22 protein-coding genes are annotated in these 20,087 nt (G+C 66.8%); 14 read left to right on the top strand and 8 right to left on the bottom strand.

The window, feature by feature from the left end; all coding sequences use genetic code 11:
* Nucleotides 1–7: 7 nt before the first annotated feature.
* Nucleotides 8–676, bottom strand: coding sequence for an HAD family hydrolase (locus ACSVDO_RS02650; RefSeq protein WP_489594795.1), 669 nt, complete (start codon nt 674–676; stop codon nt 8–10).
* Between the two features lie 73 nt (nt 677–749).
* On the opposite strand from ACSVDO_RS02650, the gene ACSVDO_RS02655 reads away from it, so the two are divergent.
* Nucleotides 750–1,649, top strand: coding sequence for a LysR family transcriptional regulator (locus tag ACSVDO_RS02655; protein ID WP_489594796.1), 900 nt, complete (start codon nt 750–752; stop codon nt 1,647–1,649).
* A gap of 11 nt (nt 1,650–1,660) precedes the next feature.
* Here ACSVDO_RS02655 and ACSVDO_RS02660 read toward each other — a convergent pair whose 3' ends face one another.
* From ACSVDO_RS02660 to ACSVDO_RS02670, 3 genes are all read right to left on the bottom strand, one after another.
* Entirely contained in the window at nt 1,661–3,472 is a 1,812-nt protein-coding gene (locus tag ACSVDO_RS02660) for a sensor histidine kinase (RefSeq protein ID WP_489594797.1), read from the bottom strand.
* Between the two features lie 436 nt (nt 3,473–3,908).
* Complete coding sequence (locus tag ACSVDO_RS02665; RefSeq protein WP_489594798.1) at nt 3,909–4,607, bottom strand: LuxR C-terminal-related transcriptional regulator; 699 nt, start codon at nt 4,605–4,607, stop codon at nt 3,909–3,911.
* A 107-nt stretch (nt 4,608–4,714) separates the two neighbouring features.
* A complete protein-coding gene (locus tag ACSVDO_RS02670; RefSeq protein ID WP_489594799.1) occupies nt 4,715–5,617 on the bottom strand; it encodes a LysR family transcriptional regulator in 903 nt (300 codons plus the stop codon).
* 110 nt (nt 5,618–5,727) lie between these two features.
* Between ACSVDO_RS02670 and ACSVDO_RS02675 the strand changes: the two genes are divergently transcribed.
* Together ACSVDO_RS02675 and ACSVDO_RS02680 are read left to right on the top strand one after the other, a co-directional pair.
* On the top strand, nt 5,728–6,357 hold the full coding sequence (locus tag ACSVDO_RS02675) for an RraA family protein (protein ID WP_489594800.1): 630 nt from the start codon (nt 5,728–5,730) through the stop codon (nt 6,355–6,357).
* Nucleotides 6,358–6,380: 23 nt separating this feature from the next.
* A complete protein-coding gene (locus ACSVDO_RS02680; protein ID WP_489594801.1) occupies nt 6,381–7,349 on the top strand; it encodes a Bug family tripartite tricarboxylate transporter substrate binding protein in 969 nt (322 codons plus the stop codon).
* 20 nt (nt 7,350–7,369) lie between these two features.
* Here the strand turns inward: ACSVDO_RS02680 and ACSVDO_RS02685 are convergent, their stop codons facing one another.
* Nucleotides 7,370–8,008 (bottom strand): SMI1/KNR4 family protein, encoded by a 639-nt coding sequence (locus ACSVDO_RS02685; RefSeq protein WP_489594802.1) that lies wholly within the window; start codon nt 8,006–8,008, stop codon nt 7,370–7,372.
* 55 nt (nt 8,009–8,063) lie between these two features.
* Nucleotides 8,064–8,585, bottom strand: a complete 522-nt coding sequence (locus tag ACSVDO_RS02690; RefSeq protein WP_489594803.1) for a MarR family winged helix-turn-helix transcriptional regulator — start codon at nt 8,583–8,585, stop codon at nt 8,064–8,066.
* A gap of 62 nt (nt 8,586–8,647) precedes the next feature.
* Between ACSVDO_RS02690 and ACSVDO_RS02695 the strand changes: the two genes are divergently transcribed.
* From ACSVDO_RS02695 to ACSVDO_RS02720, 6 genes are all read left to right on the top strand, one after another.
* Nucleotides 8,648–9,520, top strand: coding sequence for an EamA family transporter (locus tag ACSVDO_RS02695; RefSeq protein WP_489594804.1), 873 nt, complete (start codon nt 8,648–8,650; stop codon nt 9,518–9,520).
* 137 nt (nt 9,521–9,657) lie between these two features.
* Nucleotides 9,658–10,185, top strand: coding sequence for a DUF2796 domain-containing protein (locus ACSVDO_RS02700; protein WP_489594805.1), 528 nt, complete (start codon nt 9,658–9,660; stop codon nt 10,183–10,185).
* Nucleotides 10,186–10,193: 8 nt separating this feature from the next.
* Nucleotides 10,194–10,910, top strand: coding sequence for an ATP-binding cassette domain-containing protein (locus ACSVDO_RS02705; protein WP_489594806.1), 717 nt, complete (start codon nt 10,194–10,196; stop codon nt 10,908–10,910).
* Nucleotides 10,907–12,178, top strand: coding sequence for an ABC transporter permease (locus tag ACSVDO_RS02710; protein ID WP_489594807.1), 1,272 nt, complete (start codon nt 10,907–10,909; stop codon nt 12,176–12,178). The genes ACSVDO_RS02705 and ACSVDO_RS02710 overlap by 4 nt, the downstream gene beginning before the upstream one ends.
* A gap of 4 nt (nt 12,179–12,182) precedes the next feature.
* A complete protein-coding gene (locus tag ACSVDO_RS02715; RefSeq protein ID WP_489594808.1) occupies nt 12,183–12,743 on the top strand; it encodes a DUF3299 domain-containing protein in 561 nt (186 codons plus the stop codon).
* Between the two features lie 122 nt (nt 12,744–12,865).
* The gene (locus ACSVDO_RS02720; RefSeq protein ID WP_332533886.1) at nt 12,866–13,213 is read left to right on the top strand and encodes a serine/threonine protein kinase; all 348 of its coding nucleotides are present in this window, start codon (nt 12,866–12,868) and stop codon (nt 13,211–13,213) included.
* Nucleotides 13,214–13,279: 66 nt separating this feature from the next.
* On the opposite strand, the gene ACSVDO_RS02725 is transcribed toward ACSVDO_RS02720, so the two are convergent.
* Both ACSVDO_RS02725 and ACSVDO_RS02730 read right to left on the bottom strand, forming a co-directional pair.
* Nucleotides 13,280–13,480 (bottom strand): hypothetical protein, encoded by a 201-nt coding sequence (locus ACSVDO_RS02725; protein WP_332548217.1) that lies wholly within the window; start codon nt 13,478–13,480, stop codon nt 13,280–13,282.
* Nucleotides 13,481–13,601: 121 nt separating this feature from the next.
* Nucleotides 13,602–15,038, bottom strand: a complete 1,437-nt coding sequence (locus ACSVDO_RS02730) for a sensor domain-containing diguanylate cyclase (RefSeq protein WP_489596316.1) — start codon at nt 15,036–15,038, stop codon at nt 13,602–13,604.
* Nucleotides 15,039–15,246: 208 nt separating this feature from the next.
* On the opposite strand from ACSVDO_RS02730, the gene ACSVDO_RS02735 reads away from it, so the two are divergent.
* The 5 genes from ACSVDO_RS02735 (at nt 15,247) to ACSVDO_RS02755 (ending at nt 20,052) form a co-directional block, all read left to right on the top strand.
* Nucleotides 15,247–16,161 (top strand): AraC family transcriptional regulator, encoded by a 915-nt coding sequence (locus ACSVDO_RS02735; protein WP_332533889.1) that lies wholly within the window; start codon nt 15,247–15,249, stop codon nt 16,159–16,161.
* A 167-nt stretch (nt 16,162–16,328) separates the two neighbouring features.
* Nucleotides 16,329–17,312 (top strand): Bug family tripartite tricarboxylate transporter substrate binding protein, encoded by a 984-nt coding sequence (locus ACSVDO_RS02740; RefSeq protein WP_489594809.1) that lies wholly within the window; start codon nt 16,329–16,331, stop codon nt 17,310–17,312.
* Nucleotides 17,313–17,318: 6 nt separating this feature from the next.
* Nucleotides 17,319–18,098 carry an SDR family NAD(P)-dependent oxidoreductase gene (locus tag ACSVDO_RS02745; RefSeq protein ID WP_489594810.1) on the top strand — a complete coding sequence of 260 codons (780 nt, stop codon included), beginning with the start codon at nt 17,319–17,321 and terminating at the stop codon, nt 18,096–18,098.
* A 14-nt stretch (nt 18,099–18,112) separates the two neighbouring features.
* Nucleotides 18,113–19,099: a fumarylacetoacetate hydrolase family protein gene (locus ACSVDO_RS02750; RefSeq protein WP_332533892.1), complete on the top strand. Its 987-nt coding sequence runs from the start codon at nt 18,113–18,115 to the stop codon at nt 19,097–19,099.
* On the top strand, nt 19,096–20,052 hold the full coding sequence (locus ACSVDO_RS02755) for an NAD-dependent epimerase/dehydratase family protein (RefSeq protein WP_489594811.1): 957 nt from the start codon (nt 19,096–19,098) through the stop codon (nt 20,050–20,052). The genes ACSVDO_RS02750 and ACSVDO_RS02755 overlap by 4 nt, the downstream gene beginning before the upstream one ends.
* Nucleotides 20,053–20,087: the final 35 nt, after the last annotated feature.

The following is a 20,087-nucleotide window of genomic DNA, read 5'->3' on the forward strand; positions in this document are numbered from 1 at the left end:
GGATTGCTCAGGCCTGGAAAGTCCGCAGCCAGGGCAGCGCGCTCTCCAGCGTGGGGGATTCGATGTCGGCCAGGGGCGCACCCTGGGGCCTGGCCAGGCCCACGCGGTTGTGCCAGTAGGTGCGCAGGCCGACGCTGGCCGTGCCGAACATGTCGTAGCCCGAGCCGGCTACAAAGGCCGCGTCGGCGGCGTTCACTTCCAGCCGCTGCAAGGCCAGCTGGTAGGGCCGGGGATCGGGCTTGTAGAAGCCCGCTTCCTCGGACGTGATGACTGCATCCCAGGCGATGCCCAGTCGCGCCGCGGCGCGCTCGCCCAACTGGCGCGAGCAGTTGGTCACCACGGCCAGCTTGCAATGCGGCTTGAGCGCCTGCAGCAGTTCCCGGGCGCCGCTCCAGACGGGCAAGCCGTCCCACTGGTCTTCGAGGGCCTGGGGCGCGCTGGCGGGCAGGCCCACATTGGCCGCCGCCTGGCGCACCAGTTCTTCGTAGGGAACGTAGGCGCCGCAGCCATAGGTCAGGCGCAGGTATTCCGCGCGCCAGGTGCGCCCCGCGGGCTCTGAGCCCGCGGCGGCGTTCCATACGGTCCAGGAATCCAGCAAGGCCGTGAGCAGGTCGAACAGCACGGCGCGCGGATAGCGGTCGCCAGCGGCAAAGGAGGGGGATGAGGTGTTCTGCATGGATCTACTGTAGGCTTCGATCCTGGTCTCTGGTTTTCACTCTTTCATCATCAATCGTTAAGCACAGCTGAATATGCAGATCGACGATCTTCGCCTTGCTGCAGCGCTGCTGCGCGAGCGTTCCCTGAGCGCCGCCGCGCGCTCGCTGGGCGTCACGCCCCCGGCCCTGTCGATGCGCCTGCGCAAGCTCGAGGCCACGCTGGGGCTGGTGCTGGCCAATCGCACGGCGCGCAAGCTGCAGCTGACTTCCGAAGGCGAACGTTTCGGCCGCGAGGCCTACGAACTGCTGCAAAAGCTCGACGGCCTGCGCGAATCGCTGCAACGCGACGACCAGCAGCTGACCGGAACGCTCAGAGTCTCCGCGCCTTTCGGCTACGGCCGCACCCATGTCGCTCCGCTGCTCGCGCGGTTCTCGCGGCTGCACCCGAGCCTGCGCCTGCAGCTCGATCTGCGCGAGACGCCCTGGCCCGACCGGCACGACGCCGATGTCGTGGTCCATGTGGGCACGGTGCGCGACTCATCGTGGGTCGCGCACCCGCTGGCGACCAACGAGCGCTGGCTCTGCGCCAGCCCCGCATACCTGCGCGAACATGGCAGGCCGCGCAGTCCGCAGGACCTGGCCTACCACTCCTGCATCTGCATACGCGAGAACGACGAGGACGTGACGCTGTGGCATATGCGCCCGGCCGAAAGCGGGCGCAAAGGCGAGACGCTGCGCGTGCATCCGGCGTTCGTGACCAACGACGGCAGCGTCGCGCGGCAGTGGGCCGAAGACGGCATGGGCCTGGTGCTGCGCTCCGAATGGGACGCCGCGGCCGCCGTGGCGGCCGGGCGGCTGGAGCGCGTGATGCACGATTGGACTTTCGGCGCGGCGCCCGTGATGGTGCTGGTGCCCACGCGCAAGGGCCGCAGCCCGCGCACCCAGGCTTTCGTCAACTTCCTGCGCGAAGCGGCGCGGGCAAAGGCGGGCTGAAGCCGGCCATGCTACTCGGCGCGTAACGCGGGCTCGCGGCCCAGGCTGGCACGCACCACGCTGCGGCCAGCCCGGGACTCGAGGTGCAACTGGCCGCCCAGTCGGGCGATGCGGGCCTGCATGGAGGACAGGCCTATGCCGCTGGCCTCGTGGCTCACGGTGGCGATGTCGAAGCCCACGCCGTTGTCGCGCACTTCCAGCGTCAGCGCGCCGTGCGCGTCCGCCTCCAGCTTGATGTCGACTTCGGTTGCCGCGCTGTGCTTGAGCACGTTGGACAGCGCTTCCTCGAGCAGGCGCGTGAGTTCCAGGCAGACCGCGACGCTGGGCGGCTCGGGCCATTCTGGCAGGCATGACCAGTGGCTGGTCACGTCGAGTTCATCGAACAGCGTGGAGAAGCGGTGGCGCGTTCGTGCCATCCACTCGGCCGGTGTCGCGGGCGTGTCTGCGGTGGCGGTGCGCCCGCCGTCCATCACATTGCGCAGATCATCGCGCAGCGACTTGAGCGTGGAGACATGCCGCGCCGCTTCGGCATGGCCCTGGGCATCTGCGCTGTGCTCGGCCTGGACGATGGCCCGCACCAGCGCACTGCCGAAGCCGTCGTGCAGATCGTGAATGAACTGCAGCCGTTCCTGCAGGCGCGAATTCGACAGCGCGAGCTGGTGTTCCTTGCCCATCGTGGTTTCGAGTTCTAGGCAGGCCTTCCCGACCGCGGCCGTGAGTTCCACATTGAAGCGTTCGATGCGGCGCATGCTGGCCGCGATGCGCGAACTCAGCACGCCGGCGATCACGATCATCGTGAGCAGGTTGGCGTAAGGCGTCAGCATGAGGGCGTCTGATGCCCCGAGGTTGAAGGTGTGCATATCGTGCAGTGCGATGAACACGAACCCCAGGCCCACCAAGGAATAGAAGGCATCTTCTCGCTTGCGGCTGCGCCAGGCATGGATCAGCGGGGCGCAACACGCCCAGACAAAAACCAATATGTGTGTATCCCAGGCCAGCTGCGTGGTGGCAGCCAGATGCCTTTCCGGTACCAGCGCCACCAGCAGCGACATGCCCAGCGTCAGCGCGATCAGTGCGCGTTTCTGCCAGCGTGGCTGGGTACGTTCCTGAAACTGGTAGCTGAATATGCAATAGAACGCGCAGAACGCCATGAATGCGATGGTGTTGGCCCGCGCCACGCCCACGGTATCGCCAAATGGCCAGGGATCGGTGGCCACGATGTTGTAAAAAAACACGACCCAGGCGAAGTTCAGCAGCGAGAACCAGCCATGCACGGATTGCCTGCGGTAGAGAATCCAGATGCCGGCAAACAAGCCCGCGATGCACAAGGACGCAATGATGTTGATCACATAGACCGAGCGGTGTGACCAGCTGATCTTTTCGAGATACGCGAGCATCGGCGCTGCGGGACCTGTCATGACCCTGCCCAGGCCTGGCTTGACGACGGCCCGACCCTGGATACGGATCCATATCGCGTTGTCGGAAGGCCGCAGTGCCGATTCGGGCAGGATCCAGTACCGGGGAATGTTCCAGCTTCTCGACAACGGCTCCTGCAGGCTGGCATCGCGCCACAGCAAGGTGTCGTTCAAAAAGATTTCACCGGCCATGTTGATCGATTCGGTGATCAGCGCCACGGGCTCGTCGCGCGCGCCCGTGGCGCCGCAGTCTTCGCGCAGCATGATTCGGTACCAGACCGTGCCGCTGTAGTCGGGCCAGCGCAGGGTCCAGGTGTCGGGCAGCGTCACCGGCTCCCAGCCCTCAGTGGGGCGCGCGGATGCTCCGGGCAGTTCCTTGGCGGCGTGCACCGCCCCAATGGTGGGCATGCAGGTCTGAGCCCAGGCGGATTGGAGCAGACTGCATGCCAGCAGCGCTATGGTGAGCAGCAGCGAGCGCAGTGCGGATTGCCTCGACGGCCGGGGGGGAGGCCGTGCAAAAACGCTGCGTGGATGGTTCGAGAGCGCGACAAAAATTTCAGGGGTCGATAAATGCGCGTGATATGACATTCAACGGTGTAACGAAGATAAATAGAAGTTCTGTAATTCCCCTTCCATTTGACTTCTCGTCAACGAACAACGCAAGATGTTCGTTGCGTCGAGGTCGCCCTAACCCCAGGCGCGAGGATCTGAGGGTATCCCCGAGCTTGTCTTTTTCCCGCCGCGGCGTGGATCGAATGTTCCGGCGGTGAAGGCACCCTGGCGGCGGCGCCCGCCGCCAGGGTGCAAATGAACCGGCTTCAGGCGCGGTTCAGCAGACGGGCCGCTATTTGAGCAGGCCGCGCAGGCGTCCTTCGTTGATGGCCTTGGTTCGCGAGGACACTTCCAGCTTGCGGTAAATGTGCGTGATATGGCATTCAACGGTGTAGCGCGAGATCTGCAGGTGTTCCGCGATATCCCGATTGGACTTGCCGTCGGCGACCAGCGCCAGGATTTGTGCTTCGCGTGCTGTCAGTACGCTGGGGGGCACGACGCGCGCGGGCCCGGTCTCTGCGCTCTCTTCTTTTGCCTGCGGCAGTTCGGCCAGGATATGCCGGGCTATGAAGGGATCGATGGGTGCGCCGCCGCGCAGCACGCTGCGTATCGACAGCATCACTTCCAGGTCGTCGCGTTCCTTGAGCAGATAGCCCGTGGCGCCCGCATGCAGCGCGCGCAATATCGTTTCCTGCGTGCTCCAGGCGGAGATCACAAGAATGCTCAGAGACGGGTCGCTCTGGCGCAGTTCGGCGATGAAATCACAGCCGTTGCCATCGGGCAGGCCCAGATCGACCAGGGCCAGCGCGAAACGCTGCGCTGCCGCGAGCCGGCGGGCATCCGCGAGCGTGCCGGCAACACGAATGACTTCGGTGGCATAGCCCAGATCGCGCATGATCTTCAGCAGGCGTTCCTGAATGGGGAACTCGTCTTCCACCAGCAGCACAGGGCTGGGAAGTATTTGCGTGGCCGGCAGCGCGTTCTTGGACATGGTTTGGGAGGGCTGAAAGCGCGAGGAAATTACCGCGTAATGTAGCGCGAGGACAGGCCGCAGCGCCATACTTGAAAACCGTTAGTTCCACTGCATTCCAGGGCGCATCAGGTCAGAAAACTGGTGCTGAAGTCACAGCATGCCTGGGCCGAATGCGCGAGTTGCCTGAAAAGTTCGCTCTGCAGTTCCTGGCGGTACAGGATGTCGTAGATCACGGGATCGTTGCGCAGGCCGGTATCCACCGGTACCAGGCGAGCGGCTTCGATTTCGCGCCGCAGGTAGCCCGTGGGCAGAAAGCTCACGCCCTGGCCCGCGAGCGTCATTCCGACCAGCGGCAGCAGGCTGTTGGTGCGCAGCACCTGGTGGTGGCCCAGGTGCGTGCTGCCCGCCAGATACCGCTCGGTGATGAAACCCAGGCCCGAGCCGTTGCCCTGCATCAGCAGCGGCGTATCCCAGGGCGCGTCGGCGCTGCGGCGCGCGAGCTGCGCTTTGACTGCGGGGCTCGCGAGCCATTCGAATTGCGCCTGCCCGAGCTCGCAGCGCACAAATCCCGGCTGCTGCGCAAACCGCGGGATCACGATCAGATCGAGCAGCTGCGCGTCGGCCTTGGCCAGCAGGTCATGGGAAAAATCCACATGCGGCCTGATGGAGAGCTGCGGAAACTGCGCATGCAGCGCGATCAGGTACTGTGAAAGCCAGGTCGATGAGACCAGTTCGGTCACGCCGATATTGATCACGCGGTTGATGTGTTTGGGGTCGACCAGTTCGTCCATGAGCGCCTGGCGCTGGCGCAGCAGGGCTTGCGCGCCCTGCGCGAGCATCGATCCCTTGGCGGTCAGGCGCACCTTGCGCCCGCTGCGGTCGAACAGGCGCTCGCCGACGATCTGTTCGATCTCCTTGATGCGCTTGGAGATGCCGGCCTGCGTGGTGTGCAGCTGCTCGGCGGCATTGACGAAGCTGCCGGTTTTCGCGATCCAGTAGACCGCTTCGATCTGTTTGAAGGTGAACAACGCAGGTCTCCCTATCCATAGCTTTTGGTTGTTGTACTTGCGGATTAAATATCACTTTTTATTATTCCGTTCCGTGGGTAGATTCGGCGCTCGAGACAACGGGGCTGAACATGACTGATACGGAAATTTTGGAAGCGCTGGCGCGGATTCCCACCTCCCATCTGAGCGACAACCTCGATCGGCTGCAAGGCATTGCCGGACTGAACCGCTACCACGGCAGCAAGAAGCTGATCGGGCGCGCATTGACGGTGAAAGTCCGGCCCGGCGACAACCTGTGGATCTACAAGGCGCTGACGCTGGGACAGCCCGGCGATGTGCTGGTGATCGACGGCCATGGCGAAACATCGAACGCGCTGGTCGGCGAGCTGATCATGCTCTACGCGATTCAGCGCGGCTTCCAGGGTTTCGTCATCGACGGCGCGGTGCGTGACTGCGCGGCGTTCCTCGACGCCGGCTTTCCCTGCTATGCGAGGACGATCAACCACAAGGGACCCTACAAGCTCGGTCCGGGGCAGATCAACGTGGCCGTCAACGTCTGCGGCCAGGTCGTCAACCCCGGCGACTGGGTGGTGGGCGACGAAGACGGGGTGGTGACTTTTGCTCCCGACTTGGCGCAGGAGCTGATTGCCAAGGCGCTGGCCACGGCGCAGAAGGAGCGCGGCATCAAGGAAGAAATCAGCAACGGGCAGCTGTACCAGAAGTGGCTTTTCGACACGCTCGAAAAGAACCAGCTGGTCTGAACAAAAACAAGGGAGACAAGACAATGATCAAGCAATTCAAACCGCTGGCGCTGGCCGCCGCGCTGGCGCTGGGCGCCCATGGCCTGGCGCAGGCACAGAACTTCCCCACCAAGCCGATCAAGATCGTCGTGCCATGGGCGCCGGGCGGCGCGACCGATGTGATCGCGCGCGTGCTGGGCCAGAAGCTCGGCGAGCGCCTGGGCCAGCCGGTGATCGTGGAGAACAAGGCGGGCGCGGGCGGCAACATCGGCACGGCGGCATTCATCCGCGAAGCGGCCGACGGTCACACGCTGCTGATGGGCACCAGCAGCACCAACGCCATCAATCCCAGCCTGTATAAGGATCTGCCTTTCGATCCCGTCAAGGATTTCACGCCCATCATGCTGGTGGCCACGGTGCCCAACGTGCTGGTGGTTCCGGCCCACTCCAGGTTCAACTCCGTCGACGAGCTGGTGAAGGCCGCCAAGGCCGAGCCCGGCAAGATCTCCTATGGCTCGGGCGGCAATGGCTCGTCGCAGCATATCGCGGCCGCGATCTTCACCAAGGTCACGGGCAGCAACCTGATGCATGTGCCCTACAAGGGCTCGGGCCCGGCGGCCGCCGACCTGATGGCCGGCCATATCGGGCTGATGTTCGACACCGGCTCCGTGGGCCATATCAAGGGCCAGAAGCTCAAGGCCCTGGCCGTGGCTTCGAGCCAGCGCGTGCCGGCGTTGCCCGACGTGAAGACGTTCGAGGAACTGGGCTACAAGGGCGTGCAGGCCGCGGCCTGGTACGGCTTCTATGCGCCGGCCAAGACGCCGGCGAATGTCGCCGACCGGCTCAACAAGGAGCTCAACGCCGTGCTGCAGGATGCCGAAGTGAAGAAGCGCCTCAACGACTACGGCGCGATCGTCAACGGCGGCGCGCGCGAGGAGTTCGCACGCTTTACCGGCGCCGAGATCGAGCGCTATCGCAAGATCATCCAGGACGCGAAGATCGCCATCGAGTAAGCGCGCGGCGCGCCGTTCGCTCAGCGCGCGGGAAAGAGCGCGGCCAGCGCATCGAGGAAGTGGGACTTGTGCGGCCGCAGGGTGTTGAAGCTGCGGCCGCCATCGTCCTCCTGCTCGAAGTGAAAGTTGCCTGCAGCGAGTTCGGCCAGCATCCAGCCGACAAAGGCATGGATGCTAGGCGCCACGGCAATCTTGCGCTCTTCGTCGCGGCCGAAGCTGATCACCTGGCCCCAGGTGCCCTGCACATCCGGGTCCAGGTCGATTCCCAGGTAGTTGCCGCCCCAGTCGTAGGCAAACGGAATCCACAGCGCGTTCGCGTACTGCTTTCTGACATGGCCTGCGGGCGTCGACTGCATCTGGCTGTCCAGATCGGCGCGGGATTCCGGGCTCGATTGCTGGAGCACATCGCGCCACATCTCGCACTCGCTTTGCACGCGCGCCAGCGGCAGAAAGCTCAGGCCATACCAGGGGCCGGTATGGATCGCCATCTGCTGGCCATCATGCCAGCGGTAGAGCTGCACGAAATCGGCGGGCAGGCGCAGGCCCAGCGCGCTGGCGAACTGGTCCAGTGCCGCAGCCGTGGCGCCGGGGTTCAAGTCTGCGGCGACTTCCGGGAGGTGGGTCTTGAGCCAGGCTTCGAGCGCATCGAGGGTCTGCATGGGTTTCCTGGGAAAGAGGGGTAAGGCAGCGGCTGGCGGCAGCGCGGCGCGCTGATCAGTTCCTGCGGTTTTCAAGCGACAGCAGCAGCGTGGACAGGTGCGTGTCGAGGTCCGCGAGCACATCGGCGTGCACGGCCGACAGCAATCGGCGCTCGTTCTCGACATGCGCTTCGACGGCGCGCTCGATCAGCGCCAGACCGGCGGGCGTGAGCTGCACCAGCATGCTGCGCGCATCCTGTGCATTGGGCACGCGTTCAATGAAGCCGCGGGTTTCCAGCCGCTTGAGCCTGTGGGTCATGGTGCCCGAAGTCACCATCAGCGTCGAGAACAACTCGGTCGGACTCAGGCGGCAGGGCGCGCCGCTGCGCCGCAATGCGGCCAGCATATCGAACTCCCAGAGGCTCAGATCGAAGGCCGCGAAGCCGGCTTCCAATTGCTGCTCGAGCAGCGCCGCGCAGCGCTTGATCCGGCCTATGGGCCCCATGGGGCTGGCGTCCAGGTCGGGGCGTTCGCGTTGCCACTGCGCAAGGATGGCGTCGACGGCATCGGGCGTGCGGGAGCGGGTTTTTGTCTGCATATGTCTTGACTTCAAGATAACTGGCAAGCACAATGGACTTGTCTTGAGTTGAAGATAATAACATGCACCCCAACACCTCCCTGCGCCACTGGCGCGACGTCCTGCTGACCGCGCTCGCGCCCGCGATCTGGGGCTCCACCTACATCGTGGCCTCCGAAATCCTGCCGCCCGACCGGCCTTTCACCGCGGCGCTGATCCGCGCCCTGCCCGCGGGCCTGCTGCTGTTGCTGTACACCCGGGTGCTGCCCGCGCGGCGCGACTGGGCGCGGCTGCTGGTGCTGAGCGCGCTCAACATCGGCGTGTTCCAGGCGCTGCTGTTCGTCGCCGCCTACCGCCTGCCCGGCGGGCTGGCGGCGGTGCTGGGCGCGATACAGCCGCTGCTGGTGATGCTGCTGGCCTGGGGGGTGGACCGGCGCGCTCCGGCGCAGGTCACGCTCTGGGCCGCGGTGGCCGGCGTGCTGGGCCTGGCCGTGCTGCTGCTGTCGCCGCAGACCGTGTTCGAGCCCGTGGGCATCGCCGCGGCCCTGCTGGGCGCGGCGTGCATGGCCGCGGGCGTCTGGCTCACGCGCCGCTGGCAGCTGCCACTGTCGGTGCTGCCGCTCACGGGCTGGCAGCTGACGCTGGGTGGCTTGATGCTGGCGCCCATCGCCTGGCTGGCCGATGCGCCGCTGCCGCCATTGACGCCGCTGCAATGGACAGCCTATGCCTATCTGAGCCTGGCCGGCGCCTTGCTCGCCTATGCGCTGTGGTTTCGCGGCGTGGCGCGCCTGCCCACGGTCGCCGTGGCCTCGCTGGGTCTGCTGAGCCCGCTTGCGGCCGTGGTGCTGGGCTGGACGCTGCTGGGGCAGGCGATCACGGGCCTGGCGCTGTGGGGGCTGGTGATCGCGCTGGTCAGCGTGTTTGCCGTGCAATGGACCACGGCGCGCGGCCGCTGAGCGCTGGTTGGTGCGCGGTCTGCGGGCATGGCGCAGGTGTGAAATGCGCATATTTTTGTGATGCTATAACATCGGTTCCCGGTCCGGGCGCGGGTTTTGCCGCCGCGCCGGTCTTCTTCTGTGATCCGGAGTTGCCGATGTTCAAACCCTTTCTGACGCTGGTGCTGGCCGCCGCCGCGCTGTCTGCCGCCGCGCACCCGCATGCCCATACGCATGGACTGATGACGCTTGATGTCGCGGTCGACGCCCGGACCATCACGCTGGCAATCGCCTCGCCGCTCGACAGCTTTCTGGGCTTCGAGCGCGCGCCGCGCACCGATGCCGAGCGCAAGCAGGTTGCCGACATGGTCGCGCGCCTCAAGGCTGCAGACCAGCTGTTCCAGCCCGACGCCGCGGCCGGCTGCAAGCTCGCCAAGGTGGATCTCGAATCCGCCGCGCTGGGGCTTGGCGCCGCGCATGGCCATGGCGAGAAGAACGAGCATGCCGACATCGCGGTCGACATCGTCTTCAGCTGCGCCAAGGCCGCGCAGGCGCGCTTCATCGACGTCAGGCTGTTCGACGCCTATCCGCGCCTGCGCAGCATAGACGCCCAGGTGGCCGCGCCCCAGGGCCAGTTCAAGCGCAGCCTGCGGCCGGCCGCCGCGCGGCTGGGCCTGACGCGCTGAGCGCCGCCATGCCGGCCGGGTTGCTCGAATTGCAGGACCTGCGCTTTGCCTGGCCGGGCAGCGCGCACGACTGCCTGGACATCGCCGCGCTGCAGGTCGCGGCCGGTGAAACCGTTTTTCTCCACGGCCCCAGCGGCTGCGGCAAGAGCACGCTGCTGTCGCTGCTCGCGGGCGTGCTGCTGCCGCAGTCGGGCCGCGTGGCGCTGGGCGGCGTGCACTGGGGCGATCTGCGCGCCAGCGCGCGCGACCGCCACCGCGTCGACCATGTGGGCTATATCTTCCAGCAGTTCAATCTGCTGCCGTATCTCACCGCGCTCGACAACGTGCTGCTGCCCTGCCGCTTTTCCACGCATAGGCGCGAGGCCGCGGCCCGCAACCAGCGGTCGCTGCGTGACGAAGGCCAGCACTGGCTTGCGGGCATGGGGCTGGACGCTTCGGTCTGGGAGCGGCCCGCGCACACGCTGTCGGTAGGCCAGCAGCAGCGCGTCGCCGCGGCACGCGCTCTGGTGGGCCAGCCGGGCCTGGTGATCGCCGATGAGCCGACTTCGGCGCTCGACGAAGACCGGCGCGACATCTTTCTGGATCTGCTGCTGTCGGCCTGCGACCAGGCGCGCAGCGCGCTGGTGCTCGTGAGCCACGACCGGCGCATTGCGCGGCGTTTCGGGCGCGAGGTCTCGCTGCCGCAGATCAACCGCGCGGCGGCCGCCGCCGAGGGGGGCGCATGAAAGCCGGATTCCTGCTGGGCCTGGCCTGGCGCAGCGCCTGGAACCGGCGCTTCACGCTGGCGCTGACCGTGTGTTCCATCGCGCTGTCGACCTTCATGCTGCTGGGCATGGAGCGCGTGCGCACCGATCTGCGCAGCAGTTTCAGTTCGGCGGTATCGGGCACCGACCTGATCGTCGGCGCGCGCACCGGCTCCACACAGCTGCTGCTGTACGCGGTGTTCCATGTGGGTGCGGCGACGAACAATATCCGCTGGAGCAGCGTCGAGGCGCTGCAGAAGCTGCGCGGCGTCGCCTGGGTCGTGCCGCTGTCGCTGGGCGATTCTCACCAGGGCTTTCCGGTGCTGGGCACGACGCCGGCCTATTTCGACCATTTCCGCTATGGCGAGCAGCAGCCGCTCACGCTGCGCGAGGGCCGGCGCTTTGCCGATCTCTACGATGTGGTGATTGGTGCCGAGCTGGCCGAACGCCTGGGCTATCGCCTGGGCCAGCGCATCACCTTGGCGCATGGCATGGGCGAAGTGCAACTGGGCGGCGACCATGCCGACAAGCCTTTCACCGTCACCGGCATCCTGGCGCGCACCGGCACGCCCGTCGATCGCACGGCGCACATCAGCCTCGAAGCGCTCGAAGCCATCCATGTCGACTGGGCGGTGGGCGCGCCGCTGCCAGGGCGGCGCATAGACGCCGAGCAGGCGCGCGCCATGGATCTGACGCCCAGAAGCGTCACGGCGGCGCTGGTGGGCCTGCACAACCGCGCGGCCGTGTTCTCGGTGCAGCGCCAGGTCAACGGCTTCGGTGCCGAGCCGCTGATGTCCATCCTGCCGGGCGTGGCGCTCGACGAGCTGTGGGACGTGGTGGGCGCGGGCGAGAAGGCGCTGCTGCTGATGTCGGGCCTGGTGGCCCTGGTCAGCATGGCGGGGCTGATGTCGGTGATCCTCGCCGGGCTGAACGAGCGCCGGCGCGAACTCGCGGTGCTGCGCGCCGTGGGCGCGGGCCCGCAGCATGTGCTGGCGCTGCTGGCGCTCGAAGGCATGCTGCTGACGCTGGCCGGCATCGCCCTGGGCATCGTGGCGCTCGTGGCCGGCGTGGTGGCATCGAACCCCTGGCTGCAGGCAAATTTTGGCCTGACGCTGCATCTGGGGCAAACTACGCCCCTGCAATGGCTGCTGCTCGCCGGGCTGCTGGTTGCGGGTTGGCTCGCAAGCCTGCTGCCGGGATGGCGTGCCTACCGGCTGTCGCTGGCCGACGGCCTGTCTCCGAGAATCTGACGCCATGTTCACACCTCCTGCCTCCACCGCAATCTCCCGCCGCCGCCTGCTGCAAGGCCTGGCCGCCTCCCTTTGCCTGGGCGCCACGCCCTGGCTGCACGCCGCGCCGTTTGCGGAGATCAGCTGGGATGCGCTGGTGCCGCGCAACTGGGACCCGATGAAATCGTTCGAGGACCTGCAAAAGCTCAGCGCGCTGCCCGACTCCGATCCGCGCGTGCAGCAGCTCTACGACCGCATGCGCAAGGTCTGGGACGAAGCGCCCACGGTGGCTTCATTCGACGGCCGCCAGGTCAAGATTCCGGGATTCATCGTGCCGTTGGACAGTGCCGACAAAGGCATGCGCGAATTCCTGCTGGTGCCGTATTTCGGCGCCTGCATCCACACGCCGCCGCCGCCCGCCAACCAGATCATCCACGTGAAATCGGACACTCCGGTCAAGGGCTTCAAGTCGATGAGCGCGGTCTGGGTCAGCGGCACCATGGGGCAGGCGCGCGGCAATTCGGAGCTTGGTACCAGCGGCTACAGCATCCAGGCCAAGCGCGTGGAAAAGTACCGCGAGAAATAGCCGCCGCGGTCGGTCTGCTCCTACCTGCAGGAAGGTGCTGCACCGACCTGGGGGGCGCGCGTACGCGATCACGCTAGTCGCTGAGCTGGCCAATGCCGGCCATGCCCGAACTGGAGACCGCCATGCGCATACCGAACACCCATCCGCAAGACCTTGATCAGCCTGGAATCGACCGCAGCGAAGATGCCAATGCCGAGTTGCCAGAAGGCGAGGACATCAACGACCGACTGAGTGCCGAGACCGACGTCACCGACTCGCTCGACGATGCGTCGCTGCACCGCTTCGACGACATGCCGCAGGACGGGCCGCTGAACTTCGATGACGGCACCGACATGGGCCATCCGCGCGGCAACACCGCGCGCGAAGGCGGCACCTGGGAGGCCGAAGGCGGCGACAGCGGCGACATCAAGCCGCCGGCCGAACTGCATTCCGATCCCGGCAGCCCGAGCGAGCGCAAGAACCAGCGCTGAGACGCAGCGCAGACGGCAAGGGCGCCGGCGCCCTTGCCGTTTTCAAGCCTGCGCTGCGGCGAGCGGTCAGCCCGCGCCGCGGTTGCCGCCGCCGCCGCCGTTCTGCCGCGACTGGTTCTGGTTGCCGCTGCCGACCTGCGATTCGCGATCGCTGCGGCTTTCAGGCGTGCGCTGGCCTTCGTTTTTCTGCGTAGGCTCCTTGTTTCCCTGCTGGTTGTGGTCGTTTTCCACCTTGCCCTGGCCGGGTTGCTGCTTGTCTGTGGACATGCTGTTCTCCTGTGTAGATGCCGGTCGGATGACGCGAACACCCCACTCTAGGCAGCAGCTCCCGGTCCGCAGGCAGGTGAGGGTGCCGCAAGCACGTCAGGCCTGACCGACAGCCACGGCTTCAGGACCCGCTGGACCCGAGCCTGCGGTCCGTCTCGCGTTCCCGGTAGAAACGCGCCTTGTCGGCATACATCGCCTGATCGGCGCGGTGACCCACGGCTTCCATGGACGCGCCTTCCTGGCCGCACGCATGGCCCATCGCCAGATGAATGGTGTGGCCGGGATAGAACTGGTTGTTCATCTCGAGCAGCGACAGGATGCGCTCCTGCATGGCGATCGCGCCGCGCTCGTCGGTCGCGGGCAGCAGCACCATGAATTCATCGCCGCCAATGCGCGCGACGCACGACGGATCATCGACGGCCTTGGCCAGCACTTCACCCAGGCGGCGCAGCATCGCGTCGCCCGCGGCATGGCCGTGCTCGTCGTTGACGGCCTTGAGGCCGTTCATGTCGATCGCGACCATGGCCAGCGGCCAGGGGCCCTTGCGCGACAGTCGGTTGAGCTCTTCCATGTAGAACGCGCGGTTGCGCAGCTGGGTCAGCACGTCATGCTTGCCCAGGTATTCGAGATAGGCTTCGGCTTTCTTGCGCGCGGTGATGTCGACCAGCGACAGCAGCACCAGATCCCAGTTCTGCGCCTGGCTGACCATGATGGACAGCTCGAGGTGGATGTGCAGCGTCTCGCCGTTGAGCGCGTAGTTGACCACTTCGCGCTGCTGCACGAGCTTGCCGTCCCAGAGGTCCTGCAACTGCTCGGCAAACGAGTCGTACATTTCCCCGCGGAACACGCGTGACAGGTTGTGCAGCAGCTCGGGCTTGCTCTTCGCGCAGAACATCTCCAGCGTCTGCCGGTTGACGTCGATCACGCGGATTTCGCGCATGCAGCGCGTGACGAATTCCGGGTGGACCTTGAGGAACGTCCTGAAGTCGGTGATGCCGCGGGCGCGCACTTCATCGAGCAGCCGTTTGACCGCGCTGAAGTCCTCGACCCACAGCGACACCGGCGAATGCTCGAACAGATCGCGCGCATATTGCTCGCTGCGCTGCAACTGTTCCAGGCCTTGCGCTTCGGCGGTCACGTCTTCGAGCGAGACCAGCACCCGGCTCCAGCTGTCTTCGTAGCCCGGCACCACGCGCGCGCGCACCTGGACGTCGAGCCGGCGGCCATCGAGTGCGTAGTTCACCGAGCGGGTCTCGAAGCCCTGATCGCCGCGCCACAGCGCGAGCAGTTCGACGAGGATGCTGTCGAGCATGTCGCCGCGGAAAACCTCGTGCAGCCGGCTTTGCAGCGTCTGCTGGTCGGGTGCCTTGAACAGGTCCAGCGTGTATTGATTGACGCGCAACACCTTGTAGGACTGGCTGCAGAGCTGCAGGCGCGTGGGATCTTCGCGCAGGAACGCGAGCAGGTCGGTGATGCCTTCGGCCCGCCATTGATCGAACAATAGCTTGAGCCCACTGTAATCCTCCATCCACAGGGATACAGGAGCCAGGTCGAACATGTCTTCAAAGTCCAGACCGGTTGCGAGAGAAATGGTCACCACTAACACCTCCGCTGACAATTATTGCCGACCTCGCGCGTGCAGCGCCATTTCCGTGGCGCGAGATGTTGCAGGCAGCGCAACGCCGCGGGTTCGCGAGAGGGTGACAGGGTTGCGCCAGGCTCTAAGATACCGCAATGTCCAGGGTGATTTTTCAGAAAGAGCCACCATGCCGTTGCTAGACGCCATGCCAGTGGATAGCCGTCGCTGGCGCGGCGCCGAGCGCGCGTTCATGGACGAACCGCTGGACGCCGTGCCGCCCGAGCAGGTCCAATGTTCGAGCGCAGGCCTGCCCTGGCATGGCATGTCGCTGTGGCACCAGCGCGCCGACGCCCAGGACCTGTACATCCCGCCCGCGGGCAAGCACTGCATCATCGTGCGGCGCGGCCCGTCCACGGGACTGCTGCAGCGCCATGGCAATGAAATGCACGATACGCGCTGGAATACCGGCGACATGGTGCTGCTGCCCGCGCATACGCCCAGCTTCTGGCGCACCGAACTGCCGCGCGACAACCTGCATCTGGACCTGTCGCCCCAGTGGCTGCAGAAAGTCAGCGGCGACGCGGGGCGGCCCATCGCCTTGCGCAGCTGCTTCGGCAAGAGCGATCCGCTGCTGACGCAGCTGGTGCAGGTGCTGCTGCTGGCGCTGAACGACAACAGCGGCCTGCAGCCGGCCTTTGCCGACGGCATCGCTTCCACGGTCGCCATCCATTTGCTCGAGCATTACCGTGCGCCCGACAGCGCACCGCCGCCTGCGGCGGCGCTGTCGGCGCGGCAATTGCGCCGCGTGCAGGCATTGGTGCGCGACAACCTCGACCAGCCGCTGACGACCGCGCTGCTGGCGGCCGAGGTGGAGTTGAGCGTGTTTCATTTTTCGCGCTGCTTCAAGGCCACCTGCGGCCTCACACCCCACCAGTTCGTGCTGCAGCAGCGCATGCTGCGCGCGCGCGCGCTGCTGCGCGAGAGCGGCGCCGCCGTAGGCGACATTGCCGCGCAGCTGGGCTTTTCTTCGGGCTCGCATTTCTCGCAGGCGTTTTCTCGGCATTGGGGCATGACACCGCTGCGTTTCCGGATGCAGCACTGAAGCACGCCCCGGGCGGCTTGGCCGCACGGCGGCGGCCCATGCGCAGGATTTCGACAAACCGCGCAATCCGCCGGCATTCGCGCGCCGCGCGCTCTCCATACTGGCGCCTCGATGGTCAACCTGCAAAGCACAGGTGCTGACCCCTTCCCGACAATATGGAGACAAACATGATTTCACGGCGTTCCCTGCTGCTGACCGGTGCAGCCCTGCCCCTGGCTCCCGCGGCGTTCGCGCAGACGCCTGCGTTCCCGCGGCGCCCGGTGATGTGGGTTGTTCCCTACCCCGCGGGCGGCTTCGGCGACGCGGTGTCGCGCGTGCTCGCCCAGCATATGACCACCACGCTCAAGCAACCCGTGGTGGTGGAGAACAAGCCCGGCGCGGCCGGGCAGATCGCGGCCGCGCATGTGAAGCAGCAGCCGGCCGACGGCCATACGCTGCTGTACGGCGACATCGGTCCGTTCGCGATGAATGCCGCGCTGTATCCCAAGCTCAACTACAACACGCTCAAGGACTTCCAGCCCGTGAGCCGGCTGCTCACGTCCAGCCTGCTGCTGGTCGTGCCGCCGGGCAGTCCATACAAGTCGCTCGACGATCTGCTCAAGGCCGCGAAAAGCCGGGGCGCCGGATCGGCCATCACCTATGGCTCGTACGGCATGGGCAGCCAGCCGCATATCTGGATGGAAATGCTGCAGCGCGAAACCAAGGGGCACTTCCAGCATGTGGCCTACAAGGGCGCGGCGCCGGCCGTGCAGGACCTGATGGGCGGACATATCGAAGTCATGCTCGATGTTGCGGCCAACAGCCTGCCTTATGTGCAGGAAGGCAAGCTGCGCGCGCTGGCCGTGGTCGGCGCCGACAAGCGGCTCGAGCGCCTGCCGCAGGTGCCCACGCTGGCCGAGCTGGGCCTGCCCGGGCTCAACGCATCGGGCTGGACCGGCGTGGTCGTCAAGGCGGGCACTCCCGCCGATATCGCCGCGCAATTGCACCAGGCCGTGGTGCAGGCCGTTCAATCCGACGAGATCAAGCGCCGTTTCGGTGATCTGGGCGTCACGCCCGCGCCGCAGTCGCCCGCCGATTTCGCGCGCTTCATCCAGACCGAGACCGAGCGCTGGGGCAGCGTGATCCGCAGCGCGGGCGTGGTGCTGGAGTGACGGCGCATGGCTTACTCCCTGTTTGATCTGCGTGGCAAGGTCGCGATGGTGACCGGCGCCACGGGCGGCCTGGGCCAGGCGATCTGCGCGGCGCTGCGCGCGCATGGCGCCAAGGTGCTGGTGTCGGACCACGACGCCAATGGCTGCGCCCGCCTGGCGCAGGCCCTGGCCGGCGACGGCGGCCAGGCGCATGCACTGCCCGCAGACCTTGCCGATATCGCCGGCCTGGGCGACTGCGCCGCGCGCGCGCTGGCCTGGCAGGGCCGGGTGGACATCCTGGTCTGCAATGCGGGCGTCCAGGGCCCGGCCGGACCGTTGGCCGCGGTCAGCGACAGCGACTGGCAGCAGGTCATGGACATCAATCTGCGCTCCGCGGTGGAGCTCACGCGCCACCTGCTGCCGGCCATGGCCGCTGGGAGTGGTGGCGGCAGCGTGGTGCTGATGGCCAGCATTGCCGGCCTGCGCGGCAACAAGGCGATAGGGCTTTACGGCCTGTCCAAGGCCGCGCTGGCCCAGCTGGCGCGCAACCTGGCTGTCGAATGGGGGCCGCAGGGCATACGCGTCAATGCCATCTCGCCGGGCCTGATACGCACGCCGCTGGCCGCGCAACTGCTGGACAACGCCGACTTCATGCCGCGGCGCCTGGCGCTCACGCCGCTGCGGCGCGTGGGCGAGCCCGATGAGATCGCGGGCGCGGTCGTGCTGCTGGCCAGCCGCGCCGGCGCGTTCATCACGGGCCACAACCTGGTGATCGATGGCGGCACCACGATATCCGACGGCAACTGACTTCAGGGAACCCCATGAAATTTGCAACACTCCATTCCGAACATGCAGACGGCCGCCTGGTCGTCGTCTCGCGCGATCTGCGCACCATGGCCTGTGCCTCGGCCATCGCACCCCACCTCGGCACCGCCCTCGCGCAGTGGGACGCGGTCGCGCCCGCGCTGGGCCAGCTGTACGAGGCGCTCAATGCCGGCGCGTGCGCGCAGGCCCAGGCTTTCGATGCGCGCCAGTGCGCCGCGCCGCTGCCGCGTGCGCCGCAGTGGTGCGACGGCTCGGCGTTTCTGAACCATGGACACCTGATGGAGAAGGCGTTCAATACCGCGCCCCAGCCCGATGCGCTGACCGTGCCGCTGATGTACCAGGGCGCGAGCGACGACTTCCTCGGGCCACATGCCGACGTTGCGCTGCCCAGCGAGGCCGACGGCATCGACTTCGAAGGCGAGTTCGGCGTGGTCGTCGGCGCCGTGCCCATGGGCGCGACGCCCGCGCAGGCGCTGGCCGCCGTGCGACTGGTGGTGCAGATCAACGACTGGAGCCTGCGCGCGCTGGGCCCGCGCGAGATGCGCACCGGCTTCGGCTTTCTGCAGGCCAAGCCGTCGAGCAGCTTTGCGCCCATTGCGCTCACGCCCGACGAACTGGGTCCGGCCTGGCGCGACGGCCGCGTGCAGATGCGGCTGCAGGTGCAGTGGAACGGCGAGCATTTCGGTGCGCCCCACGGCGGTGAAATGAACTTCGGCTTCGGCGAGCTGATCGCGCATGCGGCGCGCACGCGCCGGCTTTCGGCCGGCACGGTGATAGGCTCGGGAACGGTCTCCAACGCCGACCGCGCCGCGGGCTCGGCCTGCATTGCCGAGCGGCGCGTGCTGGAAATACTCGACCATGGCGAAGCGCGCACGCGCTATATGCATTTTGGCGACAGCGTGCGCATGCAGGCGCAGTTCGACGGCAGCGACGAAGCGCCGTTCGGCAGCATTGCCCAGCGCGTCGTGGAGTACGTGCGATGAGCTGCGTGCTGGTCACGGGAGCGCAGGGCTTCATTGGCCAGCAGCTGGTGCAGCGGCTGCTGACCGCAGGCTTGAACGGTCAGCCGCTGCGCAAGCTGGTGCTGGTCGACCTGGCGTTCGACGGCGCAGCGGCCGGCGCTTGCGTGCAGCACATCGCGGGCAGCGTGGCCGAGCGCGGCGTGCTGCAGCGCGCGATCGACACCCGGCCCGACTGCATCTTCCATCTGGCCAGCGTTCCCGGCGGCGCGGCCGAACGCGATCCCGCGCTGGGCCGCAGCGTGAATCTGGACGCAACGCTGAATCTGCTTGACGCCTGCCGGTCGCTGGCGCAGCCGCCGCGCTTCGTCTACGCGAGCTCGGTGGCGGTCTACGGCGACCGCTTTTCGGGCGTCGCCAGCGAAGACCTCGCGCCCGCGCCCGCGATCAGCTACGGCGCGCACAAGCTGGCCTGCGAAATCCTGCTGGCGGACGCCAGCCGCAGAGGCTGGGTCGACGGCTGCTCCGTGCGCCTGCCGGGCATTGTCGCGCGCCGCGATGAGAATGCGGGCCTGGCGTCGGCCTTCATGAGCCAGCTGTTCTGGAGCCTCGCCGAAGGCCGGGCCGTCACGCTGCCGGTGTCGCCCACGGGCAGCTGCTGGTGGATGTCCGCGCGCACCTGCGTGGACAATCTGCTGCACATGGCCCGTATGGACTCGGGGCTGTGGAATGCGCAGCGCAGCTACCAGATGCCCGTGCTGCATCTGACGATGGGCGAGGTCATCGATGCGCTGGCCCAGCACTTCGGCCCCGGGGTCAGGGAGCTGGTCAGCTATGCGCCCGATCCGTTCATCGACCGCGTGTTCGCGCGACTGCCGCCGCTGCGCACGCCCAATGCCCAGCAGCTGGGCCTGCGCCACGATGGGGATGGCCCGACGCTGGTGTGCAATGCGCTGGGGCTGGGCCAGGCGCGCTGAAGCCCGGGCGCCTGGCCGCCGCGGCCAGGGCTTCT

Source organism: Comamonas sp. DB36, from assembly GCF_057914905.1.